The organism is Pseudoruminococcus sp. (assembly GCF_047012705.1).
Taxonomy (GTDB): Bacteria; Bacillota; Clostridia; order Oscillospirales; family Acutalibacteraceae; genus Pseudoruminococcus.
The window spans coordinates 302,664-316,980 of sequence record NZ_JBKXNW010000002.1 but is presented as its reverse complement, the minus strand read 5'-3'; the positions used below and the strand labels follow the sequence as shown (position 1 = coordinate 316,980).

Genomic DNA, 14,317 nt, shown 5'->3' with positions numbered 1-14,317 from the left:
CCTTTCTCAAAATCAAAGAGTTACTATCTCTATTTTCTCATTTTCACAGTTATAAATACTGTCTGTTGTATAAATCTTCTTAATAAGCTCGCAATTTATCAATTTGCCATTCAGTATTGATTTTTCACAGTGCGATATAAAGAGATAAATATTCTTTGCACCAAGCTCTGCAAGCTTTTGAGCTGAAAAATAGAATGTTCCGCCAAAAGAGCATATATCATCTACGATAAGAACATCATTTTCCTTAATTCTATCAACTTCACCTGAAACAGATAAGCTCTTTATCTGTCCTGTACTCCAATCACGATTTTTAATTCCGAAACAATACGGGAGCGAAATCATTCCGCTATATCTCTTGCCTGCTCCCTCGTCGGGATAAAACATAAGTGGATTTTCTGAATTATCTCCTTTGATTTTGTCAATAACCTTATAGATATATTCTTTTGGAGATACAAGCTTTACATTATCAATAAGTGCAAGACTTACATTTGAGTGAGCGTCTAAAACTCTTACTTCACTAAAGTTTAAACTATTAAGCATCTGTGCAAAGTATTTGAGGGTGAATACATCTTCGTCATTCTTTACTCTATCCTGTCTTGCGTTTGGAATATAAGGCATATCAAGAATGATATTTTTAAAGCCTGATGCCTTAATATGATTTGTAATGAAATAAAGTGCTACAAGCTCTTCGTTATTTTCGTAATTCCACTTGATTGTAATGCTATCATTATCACAAGCAAACTCTTTTATATTACTTTTTAAGAGAAGTGTTCCGTCTGGGAAGTGTCCTAACTCAATTTGTTTGCCATTAATCTTAATCATAGATAACCATTCCTTTCTATCATTTAACTGAAATCTGACACATTTTCATTGCGTTAAGTGCGTTTATATGGCTTTCTGGTGTAACACCTGCACAACAATTTTCTAAAACTTCTATCTCAACTTCCGGCATATTTGCCTTAATAAGCAAGGCATTAGATATAATGCATATATCCGTACATAAGCCAACAAGAATTATTTTTTTAAGCTCTTTATTATTCTTTAAATATTCTGTAAGCTCAGTTGAGCCAAAGGTTATTTTATCAAAAATCTTTGTTTCAGGTTTTATCAGCTTTTTGAGCTCGCTATTGATTTGCCAGCCATTAGTATCTTTAATGCAATGCGGAATAGGAAGTTTTTTGCCCTCTTGAGTATCCGCATAATTTTCAAAATGAGTATCACGGGTGAAAACTACTTCTCCATCAAAGCTTTGAATTGCTTGATAAACATTTTCAATTATTGCCTGGGCCTCTTTTGTGCCAAGTGCTCCGTCAATAAAATCATTCTGCATATCAATTACTACAAGAACATTTTTACTCATAAAATTGCTCTCCTTTATTACTTATTATTTATTTGATACTAAGATTATATTCCTAATTTTTCTATTTGTCAATAACTTTTTTCAAAAAAATAATAAGTTATTAAATAAAAATTATTTTGGATATTCATTTAGTCTATATACAAGCGTTGATTTACCTAAGCTCTTCCTATAATACTTGCAAATTAAGCTTAATTATGCTATAATAATTACAGTTAGTTAAAACTAACTGTAATTTCTGCTTTACAATACTTTAAAAAGATATAGAGGGTTTATAATATGGAAGTATTCTGGGGAATTTTAATTCCTTTTCTTGGCACATCGCTCGGTGCGGCGTGTGTATTCTTTATGAAAAAATCAATGAGCGAAATTGTTCAGCGTGCATTAACAGGCTTTGCCGCCGGTGTAATGGTGGCAGCCTCTGTTTGGAGTTTATTGATTCCGGCGATTGAACAATCAACGGATATGGGCAAGTTTTCCTTTGTTCCGGCTGCGATTGGTTTTTGGGTTGGCGTACTATTTTTGCTCTTACTTGATAATGTCATTCCACATTTGCACCAAAATAGTAAACAAGCCGAAGGCCCTAAAAGCCATCTTCAACGCACGACTATGATGGTGTTGGCCGTCACACTGCATAATATTCCTGAGGGAATGGCAGTTGGAGTTGTCTATGCGGGTTATCTCGCCGGAAATTTGCAAATTACGGCGGCAGGTGCATTGGCACTTTCGCTTGGTATAGCTATTCAAAATTTTCCAGAAGGAGCAATTATCTCTATGCCACTGCGTGCGGAAGAAATGAAGAAAAGTAAAGCCTTTTGTGGCGGCGTACTTTCAGGAGTGGTAGAACCTATCGGTGCTGTGTTGACAATTCTTGCAGCTCAATTTATAGTTCCGGCACTTCCTTATCTTCTTAGTTTCGCAGCGGGTGCAATGCTCTATGTAGTAGTGGAGGAATTAATACCAGAAATGTCACAGGGCAAACACTCAAATATAGGTACGGTATTTTTCGCTGTTGGCTTTAGTGTAATGATGATTTTAGATGTTGCTTTGGGATAACAATGTATAAGCAAATAGGAGTATCTGATATATCGCAGATACTCCTATTATTTTTAAGGATATATTTTAAAGAGTTTTTTCCATCCAGATATGTGGGCAACCTTCATCAAAATATATGTCTCCGTATTTTTTATATCCAAGTTTTTCATAGAATTTGCGAACTCTTTCTTGTGCCGAAAGTCCAATTTTATTACCTGATCTTTTCTGTATTTCATCTTCTGCCACTTGGACGACCTTTGCACCGTAGGCTTTACCTCGATATTCCTTCATTACTGCAATTCTGCCAATAGCATAACATTTCTTATCTTCTGAATAATAGACTCTACATACTGCAATCGGTTTATTATCTTCACATAAGACTATATGTATAGCTTTCTCGTCAATATCATCAAATTCATCTTGAAAACCTTGTTCATTTATAAAAACTGCGGTTCTTATATCTATAGCCTCTTGTGGTAAATAATCATATATTTTAGCTTGCATATTATACCCCATTCTGAAAAGTATTTATAATCAATTTATAACTTTATTTTACATGATAATTATATCAAGTTTAAAGAATATTTCAATAGTTTTACATCTATGACTTAATTTTTGCACAAATTATTTCTTAAAAAAATTCTATTAATTCAAGAAAAATGATGACTTTTAATGAATATAATGGTATAGTATTGATGTGTGTATTTAATATAATAAAAGGAGTATCTTTAAAATGATTAGCAACATACACCATAGCAAAAGCGGTCTTAATATTATAATAGTTGGCTGCGGAAAAGTCGGTGCGGCTCTTGTAGAGCAATTAGTAAGAGAAGGTCACGACATTACTATAATTGATAAAAATCCTCAGAAAATTCAGACATATACCAATCTTTATGATATTATGGGTATTGTCGGTAATGGTGCAAGCTATAGCGTTCAGCAGGAAGCCGGAATAGAAAATACTGACCTTATAATTGCAGTTACCGGCTCAGACGAGCTGAATTTGCTCTGCTGTACCGTAGCAAAACAAGTTGGTAATTGCTCAGCTATTGCACGAGTAAGAAATCCCGATTATAGTGAGGAGAGCAATTATCTTCGAGAAAGACTTGGTCTTGCTATGATTATAAATCCCGACCTTGAAACTGCTAAAGAGGCCACACATATACTATGCCTCCCTACCGCTCTCGAGGTCAACTCTTTTGCCCATAACCAGGCTCAACTTATTAAAATTCAGATTCCAGAGGGCAATTTGTTAGATAATAAGTCTATTGCCCAAATCAGCAAGAGTTTAAATGCTAAATTTCTGATATGTGCAATAGAACGAGATGGAAAAATTATTATTCCATCAGGTAATGTAACACTTCGCAAAGGAGATAAGATTTCTTTTGCTGCTACGAGACGAGAAACTATAAATTTTTTAAAGCAGATAGGATTCAGAACAAATCAGGTTAAGGATACTATGATTATAGGCGGTGGAAAGACCGCTTTTTACCTTGCAAAAATTCTAAGTAATATGGGAATTTCTGTAAAGATTATAGAGCAAAACAAAGAACGCTGTGAGGAACTCAGTACACTACTACCTAAAGCAACTATAATCAATGGTGACGGTACAGACGAAGAACTTCTCAAGGAAGAGGGTATTTCTACCTGTAATTCATTTATACCACTTACGGGCATTGATGAAGAAAATATTTTCTTAACTCTTTATGCAAGTAAAATTTCTAATGCTAAGGTTATTACAAAAATAAACCGTAATGCTTTTATGAATGTTATTGATGACTTGAATCTTGGAAGTATTCTATACCCTAAGTATATAACATCAGAAACTATCGTTGCTTATGTTCGTGCGAAGAAAAATTCTATGAATAATAGTAACATAGAAACTCTTTATCATATGTTTAATTCTCAGGTAGAAGCGTTGGAATTTAGTATAGATGAATCTTCTGCTGTTACTGATACCGAAATTATGAATCTTAATATAAAAGATAATATCTTGATTGCATTTATAAACAGAAACGGTGCTATAACTATTCCGAGTGGTCAGGATTCTATTCATGTCGGCGATACCGTTATGATAGTTACTACTCATACGGGCTTTAACGATATTCAGGATATTCTGAAAGATTAAATTTATAGTTGTAAGTAACAGGAAGGTATTTATATGAACACTTCGATTATACGATATATTTTAGGCTTAGTTCTGAAAATGGAAGCCGCATTGATGGTTCTTCCTTGTATAGTTGCTCTTGTGTATGGAGAATATAAGGGCTTATTCTCTTATTTGTTTGTTTTATGTATATGTGCTATTGTAGGGTTTATCTCAACTCATAAAAAACCCGAAAGCCATGTTTTTTATCTGAAAGAGGGTTGTGTAGCTACTTCTTTAAGTTGGATAGTTTTAAGTATCATGGGCTGTTTGCCTTTTGTTATAACCCAAGAAATTCCGTCATTTACAGACGCTCTATTTGAAACTATATCAGGTTTTACTACTACTGGTGCAAGTATTCTTTCTGATGTAGAGTCTCTCTCCTACTGCAATATCTTTTGGCGAAGTCTTACTCACTGGATAGGTGGTATGGGAGTTTTGGTATTTCTTCTTGCAATTATTCCATTGAGCGGTGGCTCTAATTTCAATCTTATGAGAGCGGAAAGTCCTGGTCCGGCTGTAGGTAAGCTTGTTCCAAAGATTAAAACAACCGCAAGACTTCTCTACATAATATATATAGGAATGACATTTATAGAAATTATACTTCTGATTGCGGGTCGAATGCCTATATTTGATGCATTAACTACCTCTTTCGGAACTGCCGGCACAGGTGGATTCGGCATAAAAAATGATAGTATGATGAGCTATTCCCCATATATACAATGGGTTGTTACTATATTTATGATTCTTTTTGGTGTTAATTTTAATGCTTACTACTTTATTCTACTTAGACAATGGAAAAAAAGCTTACTTATGGAAGAAGTAAGATATTATTTTATAATTATAGGTGTTTCTACGGCTATAATCTTCTTTAATATTCTTAATCTTTTCTCAAATGCTTTTGACGCATTAAGACACGCCGCTTTTCAGGTTGGTTCTATTATTACAACAACGGGTTTCTCATCTGTCGATTTTGATATATGGCCAGAAACATCAAAAATTATACTTGTACTGCTTATGTTTATAGGTGCTTGTTCGGGAAGCACAGGTGGTGGTATAAAGGTATCTCGTATTATGATACTGCTTAAAACGGTGGCTAAAGAACTTCATTCTTATATTCACCCACGAAGTGTACGAAAAATTAAAATTGACGGCAAGCCTGTTGAACATGATGTTGTTCGTTCAACTAATGTATATTTCATTACATTTATGGTGATTTTTGCATTCTCGGTATTTGCTATCTCCTTTGAAAATATGGGTTTGGTTACATCGTTTACTGCTGTTACTGCAACAATCAATAACATAGGTCCAGGTCTTGAACTTGTTGGTCCTACCCAGAATTTTTCAGTATTCAGTCAGTTCTCAAAATATGTTCTTATGTTCGATATGCTCGCAGGAAGACTTGAACTTTTCCCACTGCTTATATTATTTCACCCAAGTGCTTTAAAAGATATGGTCAAAAAGAGCAATAACTACTGATATTAAGAAAGCTTGTCTGAATAAACAGACAAGCTTTCTTGTACTTAATATGGCTCAGGAGCAGACTTGTTTCGGTTTGTCAAATTGTTTTATTATAGTGAGATTATAAATAGAATTATATAAATTATTTGCCTTATATAATTTTTGTTGACAAATAATTAAATAAAAAGTATAATATAACACATAATCATATAAGGGTACAATGATTTCAAAATATGAATAATTGAAACACGATTATTTAAACAAACAACATATTAAAGAAGATTTTAATAATTATGAAAAAAATAATGATTAGTCTTTTGACCGTAATAATGACAATGTCAATTTGTGTATGTGGCAACGATACAAATACTTCTTCAAAGGAGTCAACAGCAAAATCATCAGCTTCGGCAAGTAACGATTCCTCAAACAAAAAAGAGTTGATATATGATTCAACTGAAGATTTCGATTATTCAGAAGTTGATGACGGAGTTATTATAACTTACTTTAACAACCATGATTATGTTGAATATAACAAAATCATCGTACCGAGTGAAATAGATGGTAAAAAAGTTGTTGGAATCGGTGATGATAAGAGAGATTATTATGTTTTTGGAGCTGTCTTTGGAAACTGTGAAGTTGTAATTCCTGATACGGTTACTTATATTGGTGATTATGCTTTTACGGGTGCAAAAGGATTAGTAAAGCTATCCGGCGGCGAGAATTGCAAGAAAATTGGCGAGTATACGTTTATGAACTGCGTAAACTTAGCTGAGGTTACATTCTTGGATAATGTCACTGATTTAGCTGATAACGCATTTGCCGGCTGCACAAAATGGAAAAGTCTGCATTGATGCTCTCTAAGAAAAAAGAGACTCTATATCAATAATTTAGATAGTTAAAACAGAATAATTCAGTGGGAGCAGTCGTGAAGTATTAATCGACTGCCTATTTTTATTAGGCATAACAACTTTTTCTGATGAATTTATGATATAATAAATTCAAATAATAGTTATATTGGAGGTACTTATGAAATATTTTAAAAATTTACCCGAAATCCCTACTCCGCTTTCAAAACTTATAGATGTAAGAAAAAATCAAGTTGTAAGTATGGCTCTTTCTAAAAAAGAAGATACTCAAATGATACTTTTTGCTTTTTCAGCTGGTGAGGGTGTGAGTGAGGAAGCTTATCCGAGCGATACACTTTATTTAGTTGTTGAGGGAAATATGAGCATAAAGCTTGATAATAACTCATACCAACTCAAAAGTGGCGAATGTATGGCTATTCCTGCGGAGAAACTTCATTCTTTCTGCGGAAATTCTGATTTTAAGCTTTTGCAAATAAATCTTTGCTAATATTTGCTGCAGGAGGTTAGAGAAGCATACAGAATGTCGCTCTCTTGAAGATCGACAAGGGCTTTGCCCTTGTCCTATGAGCCTTTTCAAAGGCTCGAGCGAAACTTTTAATTGTCGTGTCAACATAAGTTGATTTAGAATGGTTACGCACGCCGTTTTTTGCTGTAAAATTACAGTTTAAAAAACGGCTTTTTTATTCTGAAAGCATTTTAGAGTTATTTTCTACTTGTAAAGCCTTGGTATTTTTGGTATAATTATAAGGCACTTAGAGTAATAATGCTAAAATTTGTAAAATAGGACTGAATGAATTGAACGAATTATTATCAAGAAGAATCGTTGTTAAGGTCGGTACTTCAACTTTAACATACGAAAACGGAAAACTTAATCTTAAAAATTTCGAAAATCTTTGTAAGGTTCTGAGTGACCTTCAAAATATGGGCAAGCAAGTTATACTTGTAAGCTCGGGTGCTATCGGTGTTGGCTTTGGTAAGCTTAATCTGCCCGAAAGACCAAAGGAAACTCGCTATAAACAGGCTGTTGCCGCTGTCGGTCAATGCGAACTTATGTTTATGTATGATAAGGTTTTCGGAGAATATAATCATACTGTTGCTCAGGTTCTTTTGACAAAGAATGTTCTCTTTAACGAACATCTCCGACAAAATGCTTATAATACTTTCAGCACTCTTCTTGAGATGGGAATTATTCCGATAGTAAATGAAAACGATACTGTTGCTATTGATGAGCTTGTCGGAAATAACTTCGGCGATAATGATAATCTCTCTGCAATTGTTGCCGATTTACTTGACGCAGATTTGCTTGTTATTATGTCTGATATTGATGGGCTTTATGACTGCGACCCAAGAAAAAACAAAGACGCAAAACGCTTTGAAGTTGTTAAGCTTATTGATGACGATATTCGTAAAATGGCAAGCGGTTCAGGCTCAAATAGAGGTACTGGCGGTATGATTACAAAAGTTTCTGCGGCGGCAGTTGCAAATGAAGCCGGAATAAACTGCTGTGTTATGAACGGAAATGCCCCTGAAAGACTTTTAAATCTTATTCAGGGCGAAAGTGTAGGAACTATGTTTCTTGCAAGCAAGTAATTTTGAAATTGGAGTGAAACACATTGCTAAAGGTAGAACGAATCTCTGTAATGAATCTCGAAAACGCTATGAGAGGTGCAAGAAATCCGCTTAACAGTTGGGCAAAAAGTGATAGCTACTATGATGAAAACGGACAGTATATTCTTGGCGAAAATGACCTCGGACTTGCAAAGAGGCTTGCGAGAGCGGGTAGTGACCATAGAAAATATCTAAGACAGGTATTCGTTTCAGTTGATGTTACTGCACCTATGTACTGGTGGAAGGAATATGACACTTATAAGGTCGCTACTGTTGCAAATTCTACAAGCACTATGCATAAGATTCACAGCAAGGAATTTTCTCGTGATGATTTCAGCCTTGATAAATTAGATGAAGATTCCCTTGCTTTCTTCGATACCATTATTGCAAAGCTTGAAGAACTTCGATTGAAATATGTTGAAACTAAGGACAAAAAATATTGGTACGATATAATACAACTTTTGCCGTCAAGCTACAACCAGATGAGAACCTGCTCACTAAACTATGAAACTCTTATAAATATATATTATGCGAGAAAGGGCCACAAGCTTGATGAATGGCATACTTTCTGCGATTTTATAAAGACTCTCCCCTATGCTAAAGATTTAATTATGATAAAAGATGAGGTGCAATAAAATGACTATTCTTGAGGAAATGGGTAAAAAAGCCAAAGAGGCTGCTCGTACACTTGCTGTAATGGGCGAAGAAAAGAATGATGCATTAAAGCTTATTGCTAAGGCTCTTATAGATAATACAGACGCTATTCTTGCAGCAAATAAGATTGATGTTGATAACGGTCGTGCAAATGGTCTTACAGAATCTATTATAGACAGACTTAGTCTTAGTAAGGCTCGTATTGAAGGTATGGCTCAAGGCGTACTTGACGTTGCGGCTTTGCCAGACCCTGTCGGTGCAGTTCTTAGCGGAAGCAAGCGTCCTAATGGGCTTAATATAACTAAGGTTCGTGTTCCGATTGGTGTTATAGGAATTATATTTGAGGCTCGTCCAAATGTTACTTCTGATGCTGCTTCTCTCTGTCTTAAAAGCGGAAATGCAGTAATTCTTCGCGGAGGTAAGGAAGCTATAAATTCAAACAAGTGCATTGCAGATATTATGCGTTCTGCTCTTGAAAAATCTGCTCTCGATAAGAATTGTATCCAACTTATTGAGGACACAACTCGCCAATCCTCTGTTGAACTTATGGGACTTGTTGATTATCTTGATTTGCTTATTCCTCGTGGTGGTGCAGGTCTTATCAAAGCTGTTGTTGAAAACGCAAAAGTTCCTGTCATTGAAACTGGTGTCGGCAACTGCCATGTATTCGTTGATGAAAGCGCCGATATTGATATGGCTGCAAACATTATATATAATGCAAAAACTTCTCGCCCATCTGTTTGCAATGCGATTGAAACTATTCTTGTGCATAGTAATATCGCAGAAAAAGCCCTGCCTGTAATTAAGGCAAGGCTTGATGAAAAAAATGTTGAGCTTCGTGGCTGTGAGCGTACAAGAGAAATTCTTGGTGACAGTGTTATTCCTGCGGTTGAGGCTGACTGGGCAACAGAATATCTCGATTATATTCTCGCAGTTAAGGTCGTTGACAGCATTGATGAGGCTATCGCTCATATTACAAAGTATTCAAGCGGTCATAGCGAGTGTATTGTAACTGAAAACTATAAAAATGCTAACCGCTTCAAGAGCGAAGTTGATGCTGCCGCTGTATATGTTAATGCTTCAACAAGATTTACTGACGGCGGAATGTTCGGTCTTGGTGCAGAAATAGGAATTTCTACACAAAAAATTCACGCAAGAGGTCCTATGGGACTTAACGAACTTACCTCGATGAAATTTATCATTGAGGGCGACGGTCAAATCAGATAAGCAAATAAAGAAGTGCAAGCATAATGCCATTGTTATCATCTTCGCCGCTTAAAAGTACCAAAAGCAAAAGGATAAGACTTTTTTCCTTATCCTTGAAAAATCCCTCTAAAATATCATTTGATTTTTTACTCTCTGATATTTCAGGTGGTTTGGGAGGTTCCGGCGGTTCGGTTTCGGGAATTTCAGGAAGTTTTTCCTGTTGCTTTGGCATTTGTTGTCTGCCTGTTCTTGAGGCGGATATATTCTTTGCTCTTTGCTGCATATCCCGAACACGCCTTACAGCCTCCTGTTGCATTCTGCCTATATCGTCATCTGAAGAATTCATAACAAGCCTCCTTTATCTGAACATTTCAAACATATCTGTTCCTTTAAGAAGTGGCAGTAAACGCATTATTCTCATAAGACGAATTCCCTCATCGAGCTTTTTACGCCGTTCTTCATTTAAAAACGGTCTTAACGCTTTAAGTAGCCGGGTTGTTTCATCATCTTCTTTTAATGTATTTAATATAGGCATAATTTTCATCATTGTGCCCATCATATCCATAGGAAGCATTGATTCGCTCGGTTTAGGAGGGGGTTCGGGAGGCTTTGGTTTAGGCTGCTCCTGTTGTGGTTCGCCTTGACTCAAAAGCCCACTTAATCCCTGTATTTTGCTCATAATTTCGGGGTCATTCATCAATGACATAAGCTTTTGAGACATATCGTCCATAGGTTATTTCTCCCCTTTAAGCTTTTTCATAATGGCTTGTGCCTCAGGTGTTTTTAATATGCGTTCGGCTTCAGATTTATTTGCGAGTGCATTCATAAGCTTGCTTTTTTGCTCTTGGTCTAAAGAATTTATGAGCTTTTCGATTTCTTTTTTATCCATAAAAATCACCACCTGTATATATTTTATTCGTGCTGATAACATTATATGTTAATGGAGGTCAATATGAGAATAGTAGTTGTATCAGATTCACACAAAGATTTTTATTCACTTCAGAAAGCTGTATTAAGTCAGCCTTCTGCGGAAGTTGTTGTGTTTTGTGGAGATGGAAATGAGGATATGGATACCCTTGCCGTAACTATTCCTGACAAGATGATTATTTCTGTAAGAGGTAATTGTGACTGGTGTTCTGAAAAGCGTTATTCTGAGGAGATTACACTTGAAAATAAGCATATCTTTATAACCCATGGACATCTTTTCGGAGTTAAATCCGGTTATTCACAGATAATCAGTCAGGCTCATTCGCTTGATACAGATATTCTTCTTTTTGGCCATACACATGTTCCTTATACAGCATATGATGACGGAATGTATATTATGAATCCTGGTTCAATCGGATATACAGGAACTTATGGTATAGTTGACATTACCCCATCTGGTATTATGACTAATATCATAAAATTATAAATTATTTTTAGTGAGGTGCTTTTTCTATGCGTTCAGTTGATGTTTTAATTATCGGAAGTGGTCCGGCAGGACTTGCTGCGGCTATTTATACGGGCAGGGCTATGCTTTCAACAGTGGTTTGCGAAAGGGATTATATGTCCACAGGTCAAATTGTAGAAAGCGATTGTATTGATAACTACCCTGGTCTTCCAAATATCGAAGGATACGAACTTGGCGAGAAATTCAAGGCTCACGCACAGGCATATGGCACTGAATTTATTGAGGACGAAGTTATTAAAATTGAAAAAAGTACAAATGGTAGTTTTGTTGTAAAATTCAAAAGTGATAATCTGCTTTCTGTAAAGGCTATTATCTATGCAGCGGGTGCTTCTCATAGGAAGCTTGGTATTGATGGAGAATTCGCACTCAGAGGTGCAGGAGTTTCTTATTGTGCAGTTTGTGACGGTGCATTTTTCAAAGATAAAGTAGCTGTTGTTATTGGTGGTGGCGATACCGCACTCGGCGACGCTCTCTTGCTCTCGAAAATATGTAAGCAAGTATTCGTAATATATCGTGGAGAAAAACTTCGTGCGGCAAAATCATTGCAAAATAAGGCTAACGATACTGTTAATATTGATATTATTTACAATGCTATTCCGACTTCGTTTAATGGCGACAAACACCTTTCTTCTATCTCATTGAAAAATACAAAGACCGGCAAAACAGCCGAGCTTGACGCTGAAGGTGCTTTTATTGCGATTGGTTCTAATCCTAATTCTGAGATTCTTAAAGATATAGTTGAACTTGATGAAAGAGGCTATGTTATTGCGGACGAAACAGGTAAAACCTCTGTTCCCGGAATATTTGTTGCAGGCGATGTCAGAACTAAGGCTTTAAGACAGGTTGTAACTGCTGTTTCAGACGGTGCTAATGCAGCTGTTTCTGCAGAAAATTATATAAATCAATTATAATTAAAATTAAAGAGCAAACTTGGTTAATTTCCAAATTTGCTCTTTTACATTAAAAAGGGTATGACACTTTATGAAAAACAAGTGCCATACCTTTTTATTAAATTACTTTTCTTTTAAGAGCTTTGAAAGCTCCTCCATAAAGGAATTTATATCTTTGAATTGTCTATATACGGAAGCAAAACGAACATATGAAACCTCATCTATGTTCTTTAGCTTTTCCATTGCAAGCTCTCCGATATACTTTGAGCTTACTTCACGGTCAAGGCTACTTTGAAGTTTAGCTTCAATATCGTCTACAACACCTTGAAGTGTTTCTAAAGAAACAGGTCTATTCGCACAAGCTCTTAATAAGCCATTCAAAAGCTTTTCGCCGTCAAACGGCTGACGAGAATTATCGCTCTTAACAACAACTATTGGCAAAGTTTCTACAACTTCATAGGTTGTAAATCTTTTGCCGCATTTTAAACATTCTCTTCTTCTGCGTATACGCTCGCCTTCATCTGTCGGACGAGAATCAATAACCTTACTTTCAGCATAGGTACAAAAAGGGCATTTCATAATATTTGCCTCCGAGCTTATTATATGTGTTTTTAGTCTGTACTTATAACACTAATATAACATTTCTAATCAGAAAAATCAAGAATAACATAGAATTTTTTTAATTATATTGCCCGAAAGTTTAAAAGCAATATACAAAAATTATTTCTCGTTTTTAAGGAGATTGAGTAAATATGGAATTGCAAGTTCAAAGTTTACGCCATAAGCATTGGCACCTTTTTCTGCCGCTGTAATGCGGATACACTCAACTGTATAATCTGCGGCAATCTTAATTGCCTTATCGAGTGATAAGCCATTATTCAAAGCACCTACGCATACAGATGAGAATACATCGCCCGTTCCATGATAACTTGTAGGAAGCTTCTCGTGGAAATATGAAAAAGTGGTATCGTTTTCGCTATCATATCCTACAATTCCATATTTACCATTATAGTTTGCGCCAGTAATTGCAGCTTTCTTAGCACCCATTGCTGTAAGCTTATGAAGTATATCAAGAATATACTGCTCGTCATACTCTGTCTTATATTCCGTATCAGTCATAAGACAAGCTTCTGTAAGATTAGGAACTATAATATCAGCCTTTGCACAAACATTAGCCATAAGCTTTGCAAAATTATTATCAAAAGCAGGATATAGCTTGCCGTTATCTGCCATTGCAGGGTCAACAAAGATAATATTGTCATCTGTCTTATATCTATCAAAGAAATCGCATACAAGTTCCGTCTGTTCTGCTGAACCAAGATAACCTGTATAGATTGCATCAAATTTGAAATTTTCTTTCTTCCAGTGATCAGAAATAGGCTGAATCTGGTCTGTTAAATCTTTGAATGTAAAATCTGAAAACATTGTGTGTGTTGAAAGTACGGCAGTTGGAATTATTGCAGCCTCTACTCCCATAGCAGAAATAATCGGAAGTGCAACTGTAAGAGAACACTTACCGATACAAGAAATATCCTGAATTGTAACTATTCTTTTCATTATCTTAACCTCTTGTTTTTATAATATTTTTAAAAAAGCGTTTATATTATAACATACGTTTGCACCTATTAAAAAGTACAGTTT

The 14,317-nt window shown here is 35.5% G+C and carries 18 protein-coding genes; 10 read left to right on the top strand and 8 right to left on the bottom strand.

The window, feature by feature from the left end:
* Positions 1 to 12: 12 nt before the first annotated feature.
* Both ACLU24_RS03345 and ACLU24_RS03340 read right to left on the bottom strand, forming a co-directional pair.
* Positions 13 to 822 (bottom strand): ribose-phosphate pyrophosphokinase-like domain-containing protein, encoded by an 810-nt coding sequence (locus tag ACLU24_RS03345; protein ID WP_412610309.1) that lies wholly within the window; start codon positions 820 to 822, stop codon positions 13 to 15.
* Positions 823 to 841: 19 nt separating this feature from the next.
* Entirely contained in the window at positions 842 to 1,360 is a 519-nt protein-coding gene (locus ACLU24_RS03340; protein WP_412610307.1) for a cysteine hydrolase family protein, read from the bottom strand.
* Between the two features lie 276 nt (positions 1,361 to 1,636).
* On the opposite strand from ACLU24_RS03340, the gene ACLU24_RS03335 reads away from it, so the two are divergent.
* Positions 1,637 to 2,413, top strand: coding sequence for a ZIP family metal transporter (locus ACLU24_RS03335; protein WP_412610305.1), 777 nt, complete (start codon positions 1,637 to 1,639; stop codon positions 2,411 to 2,413).
* A gap of 66 nt (positions 2,414 to 2,479) precedes the next feature.
* On the opposite strand, the gene ACLU24_RS03330 is transcribed toward ACLU24_RS03335, so the two are convergent.
* Positions 2,480 to 2,896: a GNAT family N-acetyltransferase gene (locus ACLU24_RS03330; RefSeq protein WP_412610303.1), complete on the bottom strand. Its 417-nt coding sequence runs from the start codon at positions 2,894 to 2,896 to the stop codon at positions 2,480 to 2,482.
* Between the two features lie 229 nt (positions 2,897 to 3,125).
* Here ACLU24_RS03330 and trkA point away from each other — a divergent pair, with 229 nt between their 5' ends.
* The 7 genes from trkA to ACLU24_RS03295 all read left to right on the top strand — a co-directional run bounded on the left by trkA (position 3,126) and on the right by ACLU24_RS03295 (position 10,354).
* Positions 3,126 to 4,520, top strand: a complete 1,395-nt coding sequence (gene trkA, locus ACLU24_RS03325; RefSeq protein ID WP_412610301.1) for a Trk system potassium transporter TrkA — start codon at positions 3,126 to 3,128, stop codon at positions 4,518 to 4,520.
* Between the two features lie 33 nt (positions 4,521 to 4,553).
* Entirely contained in the window at positions 4,554 to 6,017 is a 1,464-nt protein-coding gene (locus ACLU24_RS03320; RefSeq protein WP_412610300.1) for a TrkH family potassium uptake protein, read from the top strand.
* 275 nt (positions 6,018 to 6,292) lie between these two features.
* Positions 6,293 to 6,850, top strand: a complete 558-nt coding sequence (locus ACLU24_RS03315) for a leucine-rich repeat domain-containing protein (protein WP_412610298.1) — start codon at positions 6,293 to 6,295, stop codon at positions 6,848 to 6,850.
* Positions 6,851 to 7,025: 175 nt separating this feature from the next.
* Positions 7,026 to 7,352, top strand: coding sequence for a cupin domain-containing protein (locus ACLU24_RS03310; protein WP_412610297.1), 327 nt, complete (start codon positions 7,026 to 7,028; stop codon positions 7,350 to 7,352).
* A 299-nt stretch (positions 7,353 to 7,651) separates the two neighbouring features.
* Positions 7,652 to 8,455, top strand: coding sequence for a glutamate 5-kinase (proB, locus tag ACLU24_RS03305; protein WP_106764038.1), 804 nt, complete (start codon positions 7,652 to 7,654; stop codon positions 8,453 to 8,455).
* A gap of 23 nt (positions 8,456 to 8,478) precedes the next feature.
* Positions 8,479 to 9,108, top strand: coding sequence for a hypothetical protein (locus ACLU24_RS03300; protein WP_412610295.1), 630 nt, complete (start codon positions 8,479 to 8,481; stop codon positions 9,106 to 9,108).
* Between the two features lies 1 nt (position 9,109).
* On the top strand, positions 9,110 to 10,354 hold the full coding sequence (locus ACLU24_RS03295; protein WP_412610294.1) for a glutamate-5-semialdehyde dehydrogenase: 1,245 nt from the start codon (positions 9,110 to 9,112) through the stop codon (positions 10,352 to 10,354).
* Here the strand turns inward: ACLU24_RS03295 and ACLU24_RS03290 are convergent.
* Genes ACLU24_RS03290 through ACLU24_RS03280 form a run of 3 tightly spaced genes read right to left on the bottom strand, consistent with a single transcriptional unit; the run spans position 10,347 to position 11,222 of the window.
* Positions 10,347 to 10,679, bottom strand: a complete 333-nt coding sequence (locus ACLU24_RS03290; protein ID WP_412610293.1) for a hypothetical protein — start codon at positions 10,677 to 10,679, stop codon at positions 10,347 to 10,349. The genes ACLU24_RS03295 and ACLU24_RS03290 overlap by 8 nt on opposite strands.
* A 12-nt stretch (positions 10,680 to 10,691) precedes the next feature.
* On the bottom strand, positions 10,692 to 11,063 hold the full coding sequence (locus ACLU24_RS03285) for a hypothetical protein (protein ID WP_412610292.1): 372 nt from the start codon (positions 11,061 to 11,063) through the stop codon (positions 10,692 to 10,694).
* Between the two features lie 3 nt (positions 11,064 to 11,066).
* Positions 11,067 to 11,222: a hypothetical protein gene (locus ACLU24_RS03280; RefSeq protein WP_412610291.1), complete on the bottom strand. Its 156-nt coding sequence runs from the start codon at positions 11,220 to 11,222 to the stop codon at positions 11,067 to 11,069.
* Positions 11,223 to 11,285: 63 nt separating this feature from the next.
* Here ACLU24_RS03280 and ACLU24_RS03275 point away from each other — a divergent pair, with 63 nt between their 5' ends.
* Together ACLU24_RS03275 and trxB are read left to right on the top strand one after the other, a co-directional pair.
* Complete coding sequence (locus ACLU24_RS03275) at positions 11,286 to 11,747, top strand: YfcE family phosphodiesterase (protein ID WP_412610290.1); 462 nt, start codon at positions 11,286 to 11,288, stop codon at positions 11,745 to 11,747.
* A gap of 26 nt (positions 11,748 to 11,773) precedes the next feature.
* Positions 11,774 to 12,697: a thioredoxin-disulfide reductase gene (trxB, locus tag ACLU24_RS03270; RefSeq protein WP_412610289.1), complete on the top strand. Its 924-nt coding sequence runs from the start codon at positions 11,774 to 11,776 to the stop codon at positions 12,695 to 12,697.
* A 102-nt stretch (positions 12,698 to 12,799) separates the two neighbouring features.
* On the opposite strand, the gene nrdR is transcribed toward trxB, so the two are convergent.
* A complete protein-coding gene (gene nrdR / locus ACLU24_RS03265) occupies positions 12,800 to 13,255 on the bottom strand; it encodes a transcriptional regulator NrdR (protein WP_412610287.1) in 456 nt (151 codons plus the stop codon).
* Positions 13,256 to 13,396: 141 nt separating this feature from the next.
* Positions 13,397 to 14,233: a pyridoxamine kinase gene (locus ACLU24_RS03260; RefSeq protein ID WP_412610285.1), complete on the bottom strand. Its 837-nt coding sequence runs from the start codon at positions 14,231 to 14,233 to the stop codon at positions 13,397 to 13,399.
* Positions 14,234 to 14,317: the final 84 nt, after the last annotated feature.